Consider the following 17,755-nt stretch of genomic DNA (forward strand, 5'->3'; position numbering starts at 1 on the left):
ACGAATAGACTTACCTACAAACGCCGGTCGTCGGCATCACGCACTTTCCGCTCGTGCACGTTGCGGGAGCGCGGCACGTCATATGGGCGCCCTCGAGGCAGCCGCTGCCGTCTTCGACGATCGGCGGGCACGTTTGGGTGCCGGTCCCTTGTCCGCAGACTCCTTGCACGCATCCTACGTTCCCGCCGCAGCTCTCGCCGGGAGCGGCGAACGTGAACGGCGCGCATTGGCCCGTCGTCTTGCTGCAGCCCAGGCCTTTGGGGCATGGGTGCTGGACGTCGCAGGCCTCGCCTTCCTTCGGACGGCTGGCGCACTTGTTCGTCATCTTCTCGCAGAACGATGCTTCGTCGCAGACATCGTCGTCGTCACCGCAATACACGCCGGGCGCGAAGCGCGGATTGCACGTCGGCGTAGGATCGTCGGCGCTGGATTTGAAACAGAGATATCCGGGTTGGCAGAGCACGTTCGCTCCGCAAGGCGCCTTCGGCTCGGCGTAGCTGACGCGCTTGCACGTGGTGAGCGTCACCGCGTCGAGCGAGCCGACGCAGACGGTGCCCGGTGTGCAGACCGAGCTCTTCGGCGAGCAGGACGCCCCCTCGGCGAGCGGGGTCGCGCAGACTCCACATGTCGACTTGGCATCGGGATCCCCATAGTCACAAATCCCGCTCTTGCACTGTGCACCCGCGTTGCAAGCCGCGCCATCGGCCACGGTGCCGGCCTTCGTCGTGCATTCGGGGACGAACTCCGCGACGGTTCCACAGGGCAGTTTCTCGAGCGCCCGTGCGCACGACTCGACGTTCGCCGTCGAGCGTGACGTGCCCGTGAGTGCGAGCTCGGCGACGCAGTTCGTGACGTAGCGCGTACGCGTGGCCGCGACGGTCTCGGCGGAGATCTCCTTGGCACAGCGCTCCTCCGAAACGCGGAAGAGATGCTGGCAGGCCGCGTCGGCGGTGGTCTCGTTGGCCGAACCCGTGTCCGTTCCGGGCGCATCGCCGGACTCGCCGCCACTGCTGCCGCAGGCGGCGAGCATCACGCCGAATGAAACGAATACGAAGTATCCTCGGGTCGCTGATTCCATGATGTTGCGTCTTCAGTTGATCTTTGAGGGCTCGATGTCGTTCAGCTTGCGGAGTGCTGCACCACCCGGATACGCGTAGCTGGCTGCGGCGTCGGTTCCCCACACGGTCACGGTAAAAGGGCCCGTGCTGTTCATCTCGTGTCGGCCCGCCGTGCAGGTTCCGCTGCCCACGTGCTGATCGAGACCGTCTTTCTTCAGGCTGACACGAACGAACTCGTGTTTGCCGTCGGTGCCGACGGGCTTCCACCCCTCGAGCGTTCCGGCGCAATCCAACGAGACGGGCTGGAAATCCCGCCCCTCGGAACGCGATCGAACGACGACGAGATGCGTATTCCGGAAGCTTCGGTCCGCAAAGAAGACGTAGTTCCCGAGATATTGTTCCGTGGGAATCACGTAGGTGATCTCGGGATCGCCGTCATCCTTCGCAGCACCGGAGAATTCGAGGCCGGACATGTACGCGTACACCGCGATCGGGTGCTGCGCGTCCTGGCTTCGGACGACGAAGGGATCTCTGGTGGTGAAGAGGCCCGAGCCGGCGCTTGCAAGTTTCGTCGGAGCGTCTTCCGGCGGCGCCGGATCGTAGGTGAGCACCGTGTCGTCAGCGGCGGCGACGATTCGGTAGAAGTACTCCTCGGGAGCTCCGTCCGCGCGGCGCGAGAGGTGCGGAACGGCCGCGTACTCGTGTCCCCACGAGTGGACAGGAAAGAGCTGAAGCTGGGTCGTATCGCAGGCGTACTGGCCTGCGGGAATGAACATGCATTGGTGGCCGCCGAACACCGCGACCTGTTTCGTCGACGAAATTCGACTGCCAGACAGTTCCGTTCCTTGGTTGAATTGAATCACCTCGCCGCGATTCATTCGATACTTCTGAGGCACGCCCTTGTCCGCTCCGTCGACGCCGGGGCCGCCCGCGACGTTCGTGCTTGGGATGAGCGTGACCTCCGTGTCGTCTTCGGCGGCAACGAGCTGGGTCGTCGGCGCTGCCGGATAAGCGAGCGAACGCTCCCACGGACTTGTCACGATGTATTCGTTTTTCCAGGCCGCTACCGGAAGGACCAGCGTGGCGGAAGGCGCGTACGACTTGGCTCCGCCGAACGGATACATCGTGTACGTATTGACCGGCGCCGAGGTCTTGATTCGGAACGATTGGGCTCGTCTGGTCCCGTCGACCCCCGTCTCCTTGAGCATCGCAGGGGTGATGCCGTCAGGGCAGGGGACCCAGAGATCCGTCTTCGGTGGACGCTCGGGCGAGTGACTCAGGAAGACGACGGCCATGTCGCGCGGTTGCAGTTCGCCCGTGAACGGCTCGTACGTCGTGCCGTCGCCGGTCGAACGCAGCACCCGCGCCGACGTGGCGAGGTCGATCGGGACACCCGCGTAGTCGGCTTCGATTCGTGCAGGCGCCGCCCACGTATTGGTGACGATGGCGGCGAAGCAAGAACCACCGCTCTCCAGGTAGAGGCTTGGCGGCAGCGCAGCGAACTCGCATCCCGCCGACGAGGTGTTGATCGCCGTTGCCTCGCAGGCAGGCACGCAGGCGCCGTCGGCACAACCTTGGTCGGGAGGGCACTCCTTGAACACGTGCGATTCGTCGCAGAAATCGACGATCGCACGGAGGTCACGCGAGCACACCTGTGCAGCCTTGCAACCCGGAGGCGCTGCATCCGAAGAGATGTCGAAGCCGCGCCGCTCGTCGGCGAACGGGTTGCGATCTCCTTTTCCGCACGCCACGACGGCCGCAAGCGCGACACCTCCGACCACGACCGCGTAGGTCCCGGGCTTCATCGGATCACTTCCGGATCCGGATGGGCCGCGAGATCGACGGCGCCCCGACCGAGCTCACCGTACGCGTTGGCACCCCAACATTCGACAGTTCCGTCCACGAGGGATGCGCACGCTGCTCCGCGCGTCGTCGCGAAGGAAACGACACGATCGCCGAGTTGGGTGACCTCCATCGGATATTCCGCCGAAGGCTTGTCGTTCGGATCGACACCGAGTGCCCCCGCGCCGTTGGCGCCCCACCGATACAGCTTGCCCGTCGAGAGAAGGGCGCCGCCCTGCTCGACCTGTTGCGACGAGCTCATCGAATAGGCTGATAGCTTCACGTCGACGGCGAGCTCCGTCTTCGGAAGAAAGACCTTGTTCGCCGACTTCTCGCCGCCGTGGGGCAGCCATTGCCAGAGTTGGTTATCGGCAGCGAGCCATGCGAAAGGCCACGCGCGGAGGACGGAGGAACGTTCGAGCGGCCCCGACCACGGTGGGTTCACCGATGTCTGCCCTGTCACCTGGGCGCCGATGTTGACCAGCACCTGGTCTGCGCGCATCGCGATCACCGTATCCATGGCCGGGAACCCCGCCGTCGCGATGGCGAGCGACGTGAGCGGACCAGGCATCGTCGTCACGGCCTGAGGCGGAAACGGCGTGAGCGGCGCAGCGTCGATTCCGTAGGCATCCCACGCGAACATGAAGTCGGGGGAGAAGACGCCCCAGCAATAGAGGCCGCCTCCCTCGGCGGCGATCGCGCAAGCCAAGCGATGACCGAGCTGCACGTCTTTGACCGGAGGAATTCCTTCGACGCGTGTTGGAACGGCAAGCGTCTGCTCGGAGAGCGGTCGCCCGAGCTGGCCCGCATCGTTGCGTCCCCAGCAGTAGACGGCGCCGTCCGACGTGCGTGCGCAGGTGCCGAGATTCGGTCCTACGCTGATTTGTACGACGGAGGAGAGGCCCACCACCGGCGCGGGCGTAGCGCCGTCGAGCGCGGACACGGCCGCGTTGCGACCGAGCGCGCCGTCTCCTCGTTCGCCCGGCGTGGCCGGTGGGTCGAGCGAGTCACGGCCCCAACAACGCACGGTCCCATCGGAGAGCAATCCGCACATGTGATGCCCGCCGTTGCCGCTGACCGCGAGGTAGCAAGGCTCGCCCTCGCACGTCACTTCGCGCGGCTTCGGACTTCCTGCGTCCACCTGCGGAGTATCGACGTCGGCCGTGGCATCGCCCTGCGACGGAGCGGACCCGTCGATGCTCGAATCCGCTCCGGCATCGTTTTCGACATGCGTGCCGTCCTGGTCGGACGAGGCACACGAGATGGCAAGAGCACACGCGGCCTCGGCCGCGAAGATTGCCGCCCATCGCTTCATGGCTGACTCCCAGTCGTCCGACGAGCCGCGAAGCCCACGCCGGACTCGAGACCTTCACCCGCAATCCACGCTCGACCCGCGGCGTTCCCCCAGAGCCCGTTGACGCGCCCAACGGGCGCACCGTTGATCGCCGTGGGCGTCATCGCGAGGGACGTGCCGTCCCAGCGATAGAGCAGGCACCCATTCGAAAGCCAACCTTCGTTGGCCGACGACATCGATCCGACGATATGGGAGCACGGAGCCTTCAAGGACGGTTCCGCGGGGGCATGGGCATGTCTTTCGTCACGATGGGATCGCCGAGGCTGCCGTCGCTTGCGATCGGCACGAGTCGAATCGTCGTCATCGAAGAATTGTAGAGAGTGCGATATCCGACCCAGAACCAAAGCCTCTTCGGCTCGGCTTGTCCGGGGGTACCGAACGTCGCCATGACGGATTGGCCCTCATCGAGGAGCGTCACCGACCAGCTCGTGCCGTCGTAGTGAGCCATGGCCCCGCGGAGCGCCCAAGACGCCCACGTGCAGTCGTTCACCATGCAGCGCTCGCCGCCGACGTAGACGTCCGAAGGGCCGAATCCCCAAATGCTCGACCAGTGATACGAGCCACCCTCGGCAGGCCAGACCGGAATACCCAGGTCTTGGACGGTGAGGCCACCCTCGGGCGCGTCGACGAAGCGGCGGACGGCCGACTGTCCGTCGTCCTGACGAATCACTTCCCAGAGGGCATTGGCGCTCGGGTCGAGCCAGCTCGCGTTCACGGCGAAGTCGTTCGCGAACTCGCGAAACCCCGCAGCGGCACCGCCCTGCTTCGAATATCGAATGACCTTTCGGTCGGCGGCCACCCAGAGGTCGTCGGCCTTCGCCGTCCATACCCCGTCGTGCGCTCCCGAAGGGTCGATGGTCGTCGCATGAACGTGATTCCACGCCGTGCCGTCCCAACGCAGAACGCCTTGCGTTCCTACGGCCCAGGCATCGGCGTCCAGCGCGGTGACCGCGAGGAGCGGGAAGGTGGCCGGCAGCGGCGTGGTGCAGAAGCCGCCGGCGCTGCAGGTCTCGCGCGACGAGGCCTCTTGCTCGGGCTGTCCGGCATCGGCGCCGTTTCCCGCCTCCGGCGTCGTCGGGACAGCTGCGTCCTGGTCGGTCTGGACGTTGTCGGTATCGTTGGGATTCGACGTCTCGTTGTTCTCAGCGCATGCTGCCGGTGCAACGAGCGCCGCGAACACTCCGAGCGCCGGAAGGACGGCACGCCGAAGTCGACCTACGTTCATTTCGCACTCTCCTGGAAGTGCAGCATTCCGCCGTCGCCTGCAATCCACACGTCGTTGGCAGAGCTGCCCCAGACCGACAGCAATCGTGGTTTGTTCTTGGCCTGATCGAAGGGCGTGGAGAGCTTCGTCCAGCTCGTTCCGTCCCAGTGGAGAACCGTTGCCGCTTCACCGACGACCCACACGTCGTCCGGACCGAAACCGAAGACACTGTTCAGATCGGTGGTCACCGGACTGCCAACGTAATCGAACTTCTTCGTCGGCCGCGTGCTCGCCGTGACGCGCCGAATCGCGCCTCCTTCGCCGACGAGCCAGACGTCGTCGCCGTGGGCCCACGACCCGTTGAGGGGCAGCTCGCTCCGGGTATCGAACTCCGTGACCTCCCACTCGGAGAGCGGAACGTCGGTCGGCGCTGCTTCGGGGCGACTCGCACGGAAAGCGCAACTATGCGCGATCGCGCGGTTGCACAAACCGGCAGACCAGACTTCGCTTTGTCGTGCCGTCGTGACAGTGCGGATCTGGGGCGCCCGGACCGACAGCGCCTCAGGTGGGGAAGGCCCGCCATCCAACCAACGGGAGAACCGTTCGACCGGAGTATATTCGTAGTGGAGGAGGTGGCCGATCCAGACCGTGTCGCCGATGCCATGCACGGCGGCCGGCAAGTACGACACGTATCCGCGCACGGCGGGATATCGGAACGTCGACCACGCCGTCGACTTGGGACCTTTCCATCCCGTCGTGTGACGAATGCGGTCTCCTTCGATGATCCAGACGTCGTCAGGACGCTCGAGCCACACGCCTCGCGCGGTGTAGACGAGCGATCCGTCCGGGACGTCGGTTTCCGCGATCTCCCATCGAGAGCCGTCGAAATGGCCAACGAGACCTTGGTTGCCGACGGCCCAAACGTCGTTACGGCTCGAGCCCCAGACGCTCGTCAACGACGCCTTCGGGGAAATCGGGATATCCGCAATGCAGAGCCCCGAGGCGCTGCACTTCTCGCTCCCAGCATCGGTGACGGCGCCGTCGCTCGATGCGTCGTCGGCGTCGGGCGCGGCTTCGGGCGTTGCGTCGATGACGGTCGAAGCGTCCGTGCCTGTCGCGTCCCGTGCGCCGGTGTCTCCCTCGTCTGCACATGCCACGAAGGCGAGGGCCGTCGCCGGCACGATCGAGCCAATCCAGAAGAGCCTTGCTACGCGCCTCATTGGACCTTGCACTCCTCGGTGGTACAGCGCCCATCGACGCAAGCCTGACCCTCGATGGCGTCGCATCGAACGCCGCACGCTCCGCAATTCCGGGGATCGCTGCCGAGGTTCGTCTCGCAGCCGTTGAGGGTCATGCCGTCGCAATCGCCCCAGGAAGCGGCGCAACGGAAACCGCACACGCCATTCGTGCACGCCCTCGAGGCATGATCGTCTTTTCCGTATTCGCCTTCGGGACATTCGAAGCGGCACGCCCCGCAGTTGTTGACGTCCGAATCAAGCGCGGCTTGCGAGCAAGCTGCACCGCAACGGCAGATGCAGCGGCCGCCTTCGCAGATCTCGCCCTCGCTGACGAGACACTTGTTGCCACACCCACCGCAGTTCAGCGGGTCCTCGAACGTATTGACCTCACAGCCGTTTCCGTCGGCTTGGTCGAAGTCGCCGTTGCAATCCGAAAATCCCGTCAGGCACCCGGGCTTGTTGCATTCGCCGGCTCGACAGTCGTAGTTCGCATTCCACTCGGGCGGAAAGGGCGGATCGGTGCTCTCCGGGCAGATGTTTCCGCAGGCGCCGCAGCTTCCCCAGATGGTGCACTCGCAGGTGGGCGACAAGCCATTGCCCAGACATGCGTGATCGGCCGGACAGGCGAGTCCGCACTGGCCACAGTTCTGGTCGCTGACGAGATCGGCTTCGCAGCCGTCCTCGACGAAGCCATTGCAATCCGCATGTCCGTAGTCACAGGACAACTTGCATTGGCCGTCGATGCAGTGCATCGCCCCGCGCATGTTCGGATGATCGCCGCCGCCGAGTTGCGGACAGACGTTGCCGCATGCTCCGCAGTTGTCGTCGTCACTGAGGAGATCGGTGCACGGGAATTGACTGTGCGAGCACGTGGCGTGTCCCGGAGGGCACTTCGCCGTGGGGCACAGACCAGCCGCGCCCGAAGCATCGACCCCGGAGCCGCTGTCCGACTCCGTGAAGATCGGCGCCGACGCGTCGGGACGCGTGGCAACGAGCACGTCGTCGGAAGAGGCCTCGGTACACGCAAAAACGAGCACGCCCACCAGTGCGAGGAGAACGGTGCTACCGATTCGAGCCGTCATCGGTCCTCCGGAGAAGAAAGAAGCGAACGAATGCGCGCCTCGTAAGGACTGCTCGGGTGCGCCGCGAGATACTCGCGCGCGAGCGAGCTCGCATTCTTGTCACCAGCCGCGAACGCCGCCTCGATTCGCATCACCTTTGCTTCGAGGGCGAACTGCCCAGCAGGAAACTCTCGGTCGTGGAGATCGATCGCCGCGAGGCACGCGCGAGCGTCTCCCTTCGTCAGGGCCTCGCGTGCGACCGCAATGAGCTCGAGCTCGCGTCGAACGTTGCCCGCAGGTGCTTGGGACGGACGCGGCGTGGTCGAAGAGGGCGCCGGCGGGGGCGTCAGGCGTGTTCGAGCGTCGCGCGCGACGTCTCGTGAACCATGCGTGGTGGCCGAGCTCGGCAAGTCGTCGATCGAAACGGAGGGGATTGCCGGAGCCTCGACGGACGGCGTTGGGGACGGAGCCGTCGCCGTCGCCGTCGCCGCGAGACTCGACGGCACCTCCGAGGGGGGCTCGGTCATTGGTCGCCGATCGATCATCACGCCGACCGCGGCGAGGCATCCAATTCCCGCGAGCGCGGTCCACCCCCAACGACGCGCGCGGAGGGTCGCGAGCGACGCGAGGAATGAGGGACGCGCGGCGAGCTTCTGATGCAGGCCCTGCAGCGCTTCGGGCGGCGGTTCGCGGCGCTTTGCATCGGCGACGAGCTTCGCGAACAGCTCGTTCTCTTCGATGAGCGGACGACGATCGGTCATCGCCCACCTCGCATTCTCGTCTGCATTCTTTTCAGCCGTTCTTCGAACTTGTCCCGCCCTCGGCGGACGCGCGACGTGGCGGTCCCGAGCGGGATCCCGAGCACCGCGGCGATCTCGGGGACGGATTGACCTTCGATTTCGGAGAGGACGAACGCCGTACGAAGTTCCTCCGTCAGGCCGTCGAGGAGAACGAGCAGGAGATCCTGCTGCTCCTTCTTGCCGAGGGAGTCTTCGGGTGTGTCGTGGAGGACGGGGTCTAGGGATTCGTCGTCGGGGTCGACGGCGAGCACTTCGAGCCGGTGCTTCCGTCGCAGCTGGCGCGCGACGTGGACCGCAGTGCTGAAGAGGAAGGACTTTTCACACCCCGGTCGAATCTTTTCGAGCTTCCGAGCGACGACGACGAAGACCTCCTGCGCGGCGTCGTCGACCGCATGGGATGGAACGCCGAGCGTGCGAAGGAATCGCCAGACGCTCGCAAAATGAGCGGTGGCGACCTCGTGCTGACGATCGTCGGCGCGGCTCCTCGACATGCTCGGAAGAGTGGTTTCACTCCCGGCGAGCGAGGGAGAGATGACCGTCATGGTCGTGAACGCCGGGTGATCCCGAAATCGATCAACTTTTCTCAGAATCGCCAGCCGATACCAACCCCCGCAGAAAAGCCCACCGCCGGCGCTCGGCTCACGACGCCGTCGGGCTCGACCCTCAGCCGATCACGCTTGCGCGGCACCCACGACGCCGCCACCAATTCGGCGAAGAAATTGGGATGAGCTTGCCAGCGAGCGGCGAGGAGTCCGCCGTAATCGAACCAGAAACGCCGCGTGCGCTCGGCGCCGGGGATGTCCCGCGCCGTCGCCGAAAGCTCGCCCACGTTCGCGCCCACACACACGTCGGCCGAGAGGTGCGACGCGAACACGAGCCGGCTCGGGCAGGCCTCGATTTGTCCCGCGGTCCAGTCGATGTCGACCCGTGCCTCGCCGACGCTGGCCGTGCGCGTGAAGCTCTGCCGGAGGCCTACGCGAAGAACCGGCCGAAACCAGGGAACCTGCGCGATCGTCCGTTCGACGTCGAGCTCGACGAAGGCATCGAAGACAGCGAGGAGCCCCGATACCGCCGTCGTGCCCTCGACGCGCGTTCCCACGGCGACGTTCACGTGCGGTGAAGCGACGTCGTGCGCCGCCGGCTTCTCCGAGGGAGCCGGCGCGATGCTGGTCGTGGCTTCGTGCGACGCCGACGACGACTCGTTCGCGGCGGGCGGAGTCTCGGTCGCTTGCTCGCGAGGTGCGCTTGGTGGCTCCTCGGCGCCGCCAATGGCCGCGCGAGGGTCGATCGCAAGCGCGACCGTGATGGCGAGGGCGAGGGTGACGTCTTCGCAGGTCTCGGCGATGACCTCACGCCCGACCGTCGTCCCCTTCGCGTCGCGCAGGTCGAACCGCCCGACATACCCCTGATCACGACGCTCGGCGCGAAGACGGAAGGACCTCACGTCCTCGCGGCCACGGGCTAGCGTCCACTTCGTCGTATACCCCGTGATTTGCCGCAAAACATGCTCTGCGGAGGGGCACTCGGCGGGCGCCGCGTAATCGAACGCAATCGGCTCGATCGGTCCTTCGGCGCGCGCGTCCTGCGCCGTGGCGAGCGGAAGCACGAGTCCGAGCACGCGGATACAGGACGCGTACGAGGCTCGGGACGCCCTCCACCGCGCCAACGTTCTCACCAATAGGCGACGCTATCGCGCGCACGCCTTCGATGCCAGACGATCGGCGACCCCTCCGGCGCCGACTCGCCGAGGCGCCCGCGCTTCTGCCCGCGGCGCCTAGGAGCGCAACCACGACGATACCTCGATTGGATACGACACCTCGGTCGCCGCAATTTGCCGCGACCATGGCCGTGCGAACGATGACGTGTGCGAAGGCGCTCATCGGGCGAGGTTCGTGAGCCTCCACAGGCGATCGCTGAAAGCCCGTCGGGTGTTCGGCTCGAGCGGCTCGATCGCTGGAGAATTCGTATCGGTGTGGGACTTGCGTCGATCACCGTGCATGCGCCGCCCGTCCAGCTCACGCGCCTCGGCTTCGACGGCAGGTAACCTCGTGCAGCCCCAATCTCTCACGGTCGCGGCGCGATTCGAGGGGTCCGATGTCCGAGGAGAGCCTCACCGACGAAGATCTCCGTGAGATCTGGCCCGTGTTGTCCGCGGACGAGCGCCTTGCGGGATTCCACAGTCTCTCTCGAGCCGAGGTCCACGACTTCTTCCTCGGTCTCAGCGCCAGCGACCAGGCGCAGGTGCTTCGAGAGATGCCTTCGGCGGAGCGCCGGCCTTGGATTCGGCTCCTCGAACCCGATGACGCCGCCGACGTTTGCCAGAAGGCTTCACCGGCCGAGCGCGAGGAGCTCATCGCGCTTCTCGACGAGCACGCCCGTCGAGAGGTGAATGCGCTCTTGGCGTACGCGGAGGACGCGGCAGGTGGGCTGATGAGCCCGCGCTTCGTGCGACTCCGGCCCGACATGACGGTCGATGCCGCCATTCGCTACTTGCGACGTCAGGCCCAGGCCCAGCGGCGCGTAGAGACGCTCTATTATGCTTACGTCCTCGACGGTGAACAGCGCGTCCGCGGAGTGGTGTCGTTTCGTGATCTCTTTGCTTCGCCAGGTGATCGCCTCCTCTCCGAGGTCATGCACGAGCAGGTGATCACCGTCCCCGAAGACATGGACCAAGAGGCGGTGGCCGAGGTCATTGCCCGACACGATCTGAATGCCGTGCCCGTCGTCGATTCCGAAGGACGAATGAAGGGCATCGTCACGGTCGACGACATCGTCGACGTCGTCCGGCAAGAGGCCACCGAAGACATCCAGAAACTCGGCGGTATGGAGGCGCTCGACACGCCGTATCTCCAGACTGGCATCCTTGCGATGATCAGGAAGCGAGCGGGGTGGCTCTCGGCGCTCTTCCTCGGCGAAATGCTGACGGCAAGCGCCATGTCCTACTACGAGGAAGAGATCGCGCGGGCCGTCGTGCTCGCGTTGTTCGTGCCTCTCATCATCTCGAGCGGCGGAAACTCGGGCTCGCAAGCGACGACGCTCATCATTCGCGCGATGGCCCTCGGCGAAGTTGGGTTACGCGATTGGTGGCGTATCGTACGGCGCGAGCTGTCTGCCGGGCTCGCGCTGGGCGCCATCCTCGCCTCGATTGGACTCGTTCGCATTCTCGTCTGGCAGGCCCTCTTCCACACGTACGGCGCCCACTCTGCTCGAATTGCCGCGGCCGTCTCACTCAGCCTCGTCGGCGTGGTGACCTGGGGCACGATCTCCGGCTCGATGTTGCCGTTCATCATTCGGCGGCTAGGGTTCGACCCGGCGAGCGCATCCGCGCCGTTCGTCGCAACCCTCGTCGACGTGTCCGGCCTGGTCATCTATTTCAATGTTGCTCAGGTCGTCCTTCGCGGCACCTTGCTCTAGGCAACTCCTTCGGAGCCGCGTCGATCGCCCGCTTCCTCCGCTTCCTGCGCAGGCAGCCCAGGGGCAAAGAGGCGATAGAGCACCGGCACCACGAACATCGTGAGGACCGTGGAGCAGGAAAGGCCCCAGATGATGACCGTTGCGAGCGGGCGTTGGACGTCGGAGCCGAGTCCGGTCGCGAGCGACGCCGGTAGCAGGCCAAGTACGGCGACGACCGATGTCATGAGACCGGGCCTGAGACGGCTGACGCGTCCTTCGACGATCGCTTCATCGAGCGAAACTCCCCGAGCTCGCGCCGTATTGATCGCGCGAACCATCAAGATGCCGTCCATCATCGAGACGGCAAAGACCGTCGCGAAACCGACTCCCGTCGACACGTTCACGTTCATGTTGCGCACGTAGAGAGCGAGAACGGCGCCGACGAAGGCGAACGGAATCGGCAGGAGGAGCAAGGCGGCCGTCTTGAGCGAGCGAAATGCCATCAAGAGTACGACGAAGATCGTGATGATCGTGACCGGGATGAGTACGAGGAAATGCCGCCGCGCTCGCGCGAGGTTCTCGAACATCCCGAGCCATGCAATGCCGTAGCCCTCGGGCGGCACGATCTCCTTTGCGAAACAGGCCTGCGCCTCCTCGACGAAGCTCCCCTGGTCGCGTCCCACGATGTCGGTTCGAATCGTGATGCGGCGGCGTCCCTGCTGGCGTGCGATGAGCGTCTGTCCGTCGATGACGTCGATGCGAGCGACCTGGGCAAGGGGGATGGCCACCCCGTCCGCGGTGTAGACGGGAAGCCGCCCGATCGCCTCGGGGAGCTCAGGATGGCACGGTCGAACTTGACCGCAATGTCGAAGCGCCGCTCACCTTCGTAGATCGTCCCGATCGGCTCGCCGCCCATCGCGGTGTCGATCATCTTCGTTACGTCTTCGATGCGCACGTTGTACCGGGCCGAGAGCGCGCGATCCGGCTGGATGACGAGCTGGGGCTGCGGTCCTTCCTGCTCGATGTTCACGTCCGTCGCGCCGGGCACGCTCCGTAGAAGTGCCTGCGCGCGTCGCGCGAGATCGAGTAGCACGCTTGCGTCGTCGCCCGAGACCTCCACGGCGAGGTTCGCGGAGGTCCCGTTCGTGTCCTCGGTGACGCTGTCGATGATGGGCTGCGTGAAGTTGAATCGCAGCGTCGGGAACTCGGCTCGAAACCGCGAGCCAATCGCGGCGACGAGCTCGTGTTTGGTTTCGAAACGCCTCCAATCCGATTTCGGCTTTGGGCCGATCATGATCTCCATTCGACTCGGCGGGAACGGGTCGGTGCCGCTGTCGTTTCGTCCGGTCTGGACGGAGATGAAATCGACCTCCGGAATCTCGAGCGCAAGCTCTCGCAGACGCCTGCCGTACTGGGCAGCCTGCGTGAGACTCGTGCCCTCCGGGCAATTCGCTCGCACCCAGATCACGCCTTCATCCATAGGAGGGAGAAACTCGGTACCCAGCCGCGGAACGACGAAGACCACGATGGCGACGAAGAGACCGACGGCAAACGTCGCAACCTGGTAGCGCCTGCGCAAGAGTGCATGGAGCCATCGCACATAGACGATCTTGAACCGCTCGAGCAGCGGGTTCTCCCATTCGGCATATCCTCGTCGGAAGAGAAATGCGGCCAGCACGGGGACGACGAGGAGGGCGAAGACGAGGGCGCCTGCGAGCGCGAACACGATCGTCAGCGCCATGGGCCTGAACAGAAGCCCTTCGATGCTGGTGAGCGTCAGCAGCGGCAAGTACGCTGCGATGATCAGGAACATCGAGACGAAGAGTGGGCTCTCGACCTCGAGCGCGGCGTCGCGGATGGCGTGCACCACGTTCTTCGAGGTGACGGGGCGAGGCATCGAGCCCACGCGCCGAGCGATATTCTCGGCCATGATCACGGCGCCGTCGACGATGATTCCGAAGTCGATGGCTCCGATCGAGAGAAGACCGATCGGGATCCCGGTGAGGCGCATCAGAGCAACGGCGACGAAGAGTGCGAAGGGAATGGTGGCGGCCACGAGGAGCGCCATGGTCGGGCGGCCGAGGAAGAAGACGAGGACGACGACGACGAGCGTGATGCCGAGCAGCACGCTGTGGGTGACCGTGTACATCGTGCTCTTGACGAGGAATGTGCGGTCGTAGAACGGGCGGATCCGCACGCCGTTCGGCAGCCCGCCGGCGTTCAGCTCCGACACCGCGGCGCTGACGTTCGCGAGCACGTCGGACGGGTTCTCTCCTTTGCGCATGAGGAGGATGCCTTCGACTCCCGCGTCCATGGCGTCTTTGCTGAAGATGCCGGAGGGGGGCGGATGATCGAACAGGACTTGGGCGACGTCACGAACGTAGATGGGCGTGCCGGAGGCCGATTTGACGAAGATGTTCTCGAGCTCGCCGAGCGTCTGAACGGCGCCTCTTCCACGAATGACGAAGGACATGCTTCCTCGCGGAATGACGCTCCCTCCGGCGCTTGCGTTGTTCGTCTCGATGGCGGTCACCACGTCGTTGACCGACAGGCCGTAGCGCAGGAGCTGTGCGGGGTTGAACACCACCGCGAACTGCTTCTCGTGGCCGCCGAAGTTCGAGACATCTGCCACGCCTGGTACGCGGAGCAGGCGCGGAATGACGACCCAGTCGTTCAGCGTGCGGAGCTCCATGAGGTCCTGCGTCGTGTCGCCGACGAGCTCGTAGCGGAAGATCTCTCCGTAGGCCGTGGCTAGGGGGCCCATCTCGGGGCTCGCCCCATCGGGCAAGGAGACCGTCGAGAGCCGCTCCTGCACCCGCTGCCTCGCCCAGTAGCTCTCTGTCCCTTCCTCGAAGATGAGCTGGACGACCGAGAGCCCGAAGATCGTGCGTGAGCGGACCATCTCGACGCGCGGAACGTTGCGCAGCGCGATCTCGACCGGAATCGTGATCTGCCTCTCGACCTCTTCGGGCGCGCGGCCTGGGGACGTGGTGATCACCTGGACCATCTGCGCGGAGATGTCCGGGTAGGCGTCGACGCGCTGTCCTTGCACCGCCCAGATCCCGATCCCGATCACGGCAGCGACGACGATGAGCACCTGCAGGCGAAAGCGCAGGGCAATACGGATGAGGAAGGGAATCATGGTGAGCCGACAGCGAGTGATTCGATGACGAACGGCTTGAGCAAGATGGCTCCCTGGCCGAGCACCTTCGTGCCGCCCGGTACGCCACGTAGAACTTCACTCTCGGGCCCTCGCGATTCGCCGAGAGTGACTTCAGTCACGACCCACTGCCCGGCTCCGTGCGATACGAGGAGGTAGTCGGATTTCCCGACGTGCAGGATTCCGTCGGAGGGGGCCCAAAGAGCATCCCGCTCGTCGGTGCCCAGGCCTACGTCGGCGAACATTCCCGGGCGAAGCTCGCCGTGCTTGTCATCGAGGATGACGAGCACCCGCAGTGTCCGCTGCTCGCGCGTCACCGTGGGGGAGATCCGATTCACCGTACCGACGAACTCTCTCCCCGGCAGGCCATAGAAACGTGCCTTGGACGATTGCCCTTGCTGCGCGCGTTCGATCTTCGATTCGGGCACGTCGGCGACGAGAAGCGCGCTGCCTTCCTTGGCGCTGCCGAGCGCTTCGGGGTCGAGGCCGGCTTGCTCGAGTTGTCGCTGCAGGGCCGCCTGGGTGCGCTCGGCGGTCCGCAGTGCGGCCGTCGCCTCGTGGACGATCTTCAGTCCTTCGAGCTTGGCCTGCTCGAGGTTGGTCTCCTCGACGGCAAGATCCTTCGGCGAGTCGGAGCCGGCTTGAACGAGCTTGCTCAATCGCTCGACGACCTTCTCCTGCGCGCTCACCCTCGTCGCGTCGAGCCGCTCGGCCGTGTTGAGCTGTTGCCTCGAGAAGGCGACCTCCGCACCCGATTTCTGCAAGTCCACGTAGGCCGAGAGCAGGTCGGGGCTCGAGAACTGCCAGCGCCCTTCGGACGTCCTTGCTCCTTTGGGGAGACTCGCCATGATGGAGCCGGTCACCTCGAGGATCGCCGAGGTCGTTCGCTCCGTTCGGACGCTCGCGACGACGAGCTTCGATTCGAGGCTCGAGCCCGGTTCGATCCGGAACTCCTTGGGGCCCGTCACGCGCACGGCGGAGGGGCCGTCTGCGCGCGGGGCCTGCGTCATTGAGGGCGGCTTCGTCAGAGCCAGATAGCCGACGAGCGCGCCGAGGAGCACGACGGTTACGATCCAGCTCACGATCTCGCGCGAAGGTTTCTCCTCCTCGCGCTCGGCTGCGTTTCGTGCATCCTCTCCGTGCACTTCCTTGGTCGTCATTGGAGAACCTCCTTTCCCAGCGCCGCATTGAGCGAGTGCTTTGCTTTCCAGAATCCAGCGCGTGCTTCGATGGTTAGTCGCACGGCTTCGCGATAGGCGTTTTGGGCGTCGAGTACCTCGATGAGCGTCTTGCCGCCGAGTCGATACGACTCGAGGACCTTCTCGCGCGCAGCGCCCGCGGCGCTCAACGTGCCGAGCACGTCCTGCGTCACGACCTCACGCGCGACTTTGTATTCACGAAGCGCTTGTTCGACGTCGGCACGGAGCTCGAGAAGGACGGCCTCGCGGATCGCGATGCTCTGCCGGTGTGCGGCTTCGGCCTTTGCGATGGCTCCTTGATTTCGATTGAAGAGTGGAAGTGTCGTATCGACGCCGACGCCCCACGCATTGATGTCCGGCACGCCCAGCGAAGTCTGGAATTGACGCGTGTATCCGACGGCAACGGCCAGATTCGGATATGCGTTCCGCCGCTCCATCTTGATGTCCGCAGCCGCACGCTCGACATCGCGCTTCGCGGCGATCACGTCGGGGCGTGAGGCCTCCGCCGCCGCCATGGCGTCCGTCAGGGACGGCGCGTCCGGCACGGTCGCGAGCTCGAGCGAGCCGCCCACCTCGAGCGAGGGACGGGCGAAGGCCGGTCCGAGTCGAGCGCGAATACGTGCCATCCCCTTGTCGACATCGGCCTCGCTGCGCAGCATGTCGCGATGTGCCGCGAGGAGGGCGAGGCGCACGCGATCGAGCTCGATCGTCCCGACGCTTCCGAGCGTCACCCGTTGTGCCGTGATCGATTCGAGGGTCTTGACCTGCCCGTGTGCCTCTTTGGCGAGCTCGAAGAGCGCTTTTGCCTGAAGGACATCGTAGTAGTCGGTGATGGCCTCGAGCACTCGCTGGCGGACGAGGTCGGCGCGCTCCGCCGCTGCAACGTCCACCGCGCGTCTCGCACTATCCATCGCTGCCGTGCGTTTGCCGAACAGAATCCCGTCGAGCGCATAGCTCAGGCCGATGTCGAGCTGAGGAGGTCCACCGGGCCGCTCCTGCGTGAATCCCGCGCCTGGGAACGGATTCAACGTTTGCCCGATCGAAAGGCCGGGGTTGGGCAAGAGAGCGGTCGTCGTGAAGTCTCCTTGGGCCATTCGGACGTTTTCGAGGGAAGCGGCGATGCGTGGATCGCCGAGCACGCTCGCGCGGATCACGTCCGACAGCTGAAGCGTGACGATTCCTCCAGCGTCATTTCCAGGACTCGTCGGGGGTGTCGCCTCGAGGGGCGCGAGGGGCCCGGAGGTAGCCTTCGGCGACGTCTCGGTCTCCCGCGCGAAGTTCGGAGTGGCGCCCTGGCCGAAGAGCGACGCAGCGGGCGGGTTGTACGTTGGGGAGCAGGAGGCGACGATCGAAGGGAGTCCGATCGCCATCCAGCGTTGCCGGAACATCATGAGCGCCGCGGCTCTGAGCAACAGCCATGCCGCACCGGCACCGCCGTCGCCTACC

At 65.4% G+C, this 17,755-nt stretch carries 13 protein-coding genes and 1 pseudogene; 1 reads left to right on the forward strand and 13 read right to left on the reverse strand.

The genetic code is table 11. The annotated features are described in order from the left end of the window. Window positions 1-10: 10 nt before the first annotated feature. The 10 genes from AKJ09_RS24660 to AKJ09_RS24705 form a co-directional block, all read right to left on the reverse strand. Window positions 11-1,078 (reverse strand): hypothetical protein, encoded by a 1,068-nt coding sequence (locus tag AKJ09_RS24660; protein WP_146649768.1) that lies wholly within the window; start codon window positions 1,076-1,078, stop codon window positions 11-13. Window positions 1,079-1,090: 12 nt separating this feature from the next. Then, the gene (locus AKJ09_RS24665; RefSeq protein WP_146649770.1) at window positions 1,091-2,863 is read right to left on the reverse strand and encodes an IgGFc-binding protein; all 1,773 of its coding nucleotides are present in this window, start codon (window positions 2,861-2,863) and stop codon (window positions 1,091-1,093) included. Next, window positions 2,860-4,215: an RCC1 domain-containing protein gene (locus tag AKJ09_RS24670; RefSeq protein WP_146649772.1), complete on the reverse strand. Its 1,356-nt coding sequence runs from the start codon at window positions 4,213-4,215 to the stop codon at window positions 2,860-2,862. Before AKJ09_RS24670 ends, AKJ09_RS24665 begins: the two co-directional genes overlap by 4 nt. Next, window positions 4,212-4,430, reverse strand: a complete 219-nt coding sequence (locus AKJ09_RS24675) for a hypothetical protein (protein ID WP_146649774.1) — start codon at window positions 4,428-4,430, stop codon at window positions 4,212-4,214. The genes AKJ09_RS24670 and AKJ09_RS24675 overlap by 4 nt, the downstream gene beginning before the upstream one ends. Window positions 4,431-4,459: 29 nt before the next feature. Further along, window positions 4,460-5,479: a hypothetical protein gene (locus AKJ09_RS24680; RefSeq protein WP_146649776.1), complete on the reverse strand. Its 1,020-nt coding sequence runs from the start codon at window positions 5,477-5,479 to the stop codon at window positions 4,460-4,462. Then, complete coding sequence (locus AKJ09_RS24685; RefSeq protein WP_146649778.1) at window positions 5,476-6,678, reverse strand: beta propeller repeat protein; 1,203 nt, start codon at window positions 6,676-6,678, stop codon at window positions 5,476-5,478. Before AKJ09_RS24685 ends, AKJ09_RS24680 begins: the two co-directional genes overlap by 4 nt. Continuing rightward, on the reverse strand, window positions 6,675-7,778 hold the full coding sequence (locus AKJ09_RS24690; protein ID WP_146649780.1) for a hypothetical protein: 1,104 nt from the start codon (window positions 7,776-7,778) through the stop codon (window positions 6,675-6,677). Before AKJ09_RS24690 ends, AKJ09_RS24685 begins: the two co-directional genes overlap by 4 nt. After that, a complete protein-coding gene (locus AKJ09_RS24695) occupies window positions 7,775-8,518 on the reverse strand; it encodes a hypothetical protein (protein ID WP_146649782.1) in 744 nt (247 codons plus the stop codon). Before AKJ09_RS24695 ends, AKJ09_RS24690 begins: the two co-directional genes overlap by 4 nt. Next, window positions 8,515-9,048: an RNA polymerase sigma factor gene (locus AKJ09_RS24700; protein WP_169927830.1), complete on the reverse strand. Its 534-nt coding sequence runs from the start codon at window positions 9,046-9,048 to the stop codon at window positions 8,515-8,517. The genes AKJ09_RS24695 and AKJ09_RS24700 overlap by 4 nt, the downstream gene beginning before the upstream one ends. Window positions 9,049-9,140: 92 nt before the next feature. Continuing rightward, window positions 9,141-10,175, reverse strand: coding sequence for an RAD23 family protein (locus AKJ09_RS24705; RefSeq protein ID WP_146649785.1), 1,035 nt, complete (start codon window positions 10,173-10,175; stop codon window positions 9,141-9,143). A 476-nt stretch (window positions 10,176-10,651) separates the two neighbouring features. On the opposite strand from AKJ09_RS24705, the gene mgtE reads away from it, so the two are divergent. Continuing rightward, window positions 10,652-11,971 (forward strand): magnesium transporter, encoded by a 1,320-nt coding sequence (gene mgtE / locus AKJ09_RS24710; RefSeq protein WP_146649787.1) that lies wholly within the window; start codon window positions 10,652-10,654, stop codon window positions 11,969-11,971. On the opposite strand, the pseudogene AKJ09_RS24715 reads toward mgtE, so the two are convergent. The 3 genes and pseudogenes from AKJ09_RS24715 to AKJ09_RS24725 all read right to left on the reverse strand — a co-directional run bounded on the left by AKJ09_RS24715 (window position 11,968) and on the right by AKJ09_RS24725 (window position 17,700). Further along, window positions 11,968-15,092 (reverse strand): annotated as a pseudogene (locus tag AKJ09_RS24715) (efflux RND transporter permease subunit). The gene mgtE and the pseudogene AKJ09_RS24715 sit on opposite strands and share 4 nt — an antisense overlap. Then, a complete protein-coding gene (locus AKJ09_RS24720) occupies window positions 15,089-16,270 on the reverse strand; it encodes an efflux RND transporter periplasmic adaptor subunit (RefSeq protein WP_146649789.1) in 1,182 nt (393 codons plus the stop codon). Before AKJ09_RS24720 ends, AKJ09_RS24715 begins: the two are co-directional and overlap by 4 nt. Continuing rightward, the gene (locus AKJ09_RS24725) at window positions 16,267-17,700 is read right to left on the reverse strand and encodes a TolC family protein (protein ID WP_146649791.1); all 1,434 of its coding nucleotides are present in this window, start codon (window positions 17,698-17,700) and stop codon (window positions 16,267-16,269) included. Before AKJ09_RS24725 ends, AKJ09_RS24720 begins: the two co-directional genes overlap by 4 nt. Window positions 17,701-17,755 lie beyond the last annotated feature (55 nt).

The organism is Labilithrix luteola (genome assembly GCF_001263205.1).
GTDB lineage: Bacteria > Myxococcota_A > Polyangia > Polyangiales > Polyangiaceae > Labilithrix > Labilithrix luteola.

Coding starts and splice junctions, on each gene's coding strand:
- AKJ09_RS24660 (WP_146649768.1), bottom strand. CDS start 1,078: ATGGAATCAGCGACCCGAGGATACTTCGTATTCGTTTCATTCGGCGTG.
- AKJ09_RS24665 (WP_146649770.1), bottom strand. CDS start 2,863: ATGAAGCCCGGGACCTACGCGGTCGTGGTCGGAGGTGTCGCGCTTGCG.
- AKJ09_RS24670 (WP_146649772.1), bottom strand. CDS start 4,215: ATGAAGCGATGGGCGGCAATCTTCGCGGCCGAGGCCGCGTGTGCTCTT.
- AKJ09_RS24675 (WP_146649774.1), bottom strand. CDS start 4,430: ATGTCGTCGGCCAACGAAGGTTGGCTTTCGAATGGGTGCCTGCTCTAT.
- AKJ09_RS24680 (WP_146649776.1), bottom strand. CDS start 5,479: ATGAACGTAGGTCGACTTCGGCGTGCCGTCCTTCCGGCGCTCGGAGTG.
- AKJ09_RS24685 (WP_146649778.1), bottom strand. CDS start 6,678: ATGAGGCGCGTAGCAAGGCTCTTCTGGATTGGCTCGATCGTGCCGGCG.
- AKJ09_RS24690 (WP_146649780.1), bottom strand. CDS start 7,778: ATGACGGCTCGAATCGGTAGCACCGTTCTCCTCGCACTGGTGGGCGTG.
- AKJ09_RS24695 (WP_146649782.1), bottom strand. CDS start 8,518: ATGACCGATCGTCGTCCGCTCATCGAAGAGAACGAGCTGTTCGCGAAG.
- AKJ09_RS24700 (WP_169927830.1), bottom strand. CDS start 9,048: ATGTCGAGGAGCCGCGCCGACGATCGTCAGCACGAGGTCGCCACCGCT.
- mgtE (WP_146649787.1), top strand. CDS start 10,652: ATGTCCGAGGAGAGCCTCACCGACGAAGATCTCCGTGAGATCTGGCCC.
- AKJ09_RS24720 (WP_146649789.1), bottom strand. CDS start 16,270: ATGACGACCAAGGAAGTGCACGGAGAGGATGCACGAAACGCAGCCGAG.
- AKJ09_RS24725 (WP_146649791.1), bottom strand. CDS start 17,700: ATGATGTTCCGGCAACGCTGGATGGCGATCGGACTCCCTTCGATCGTC.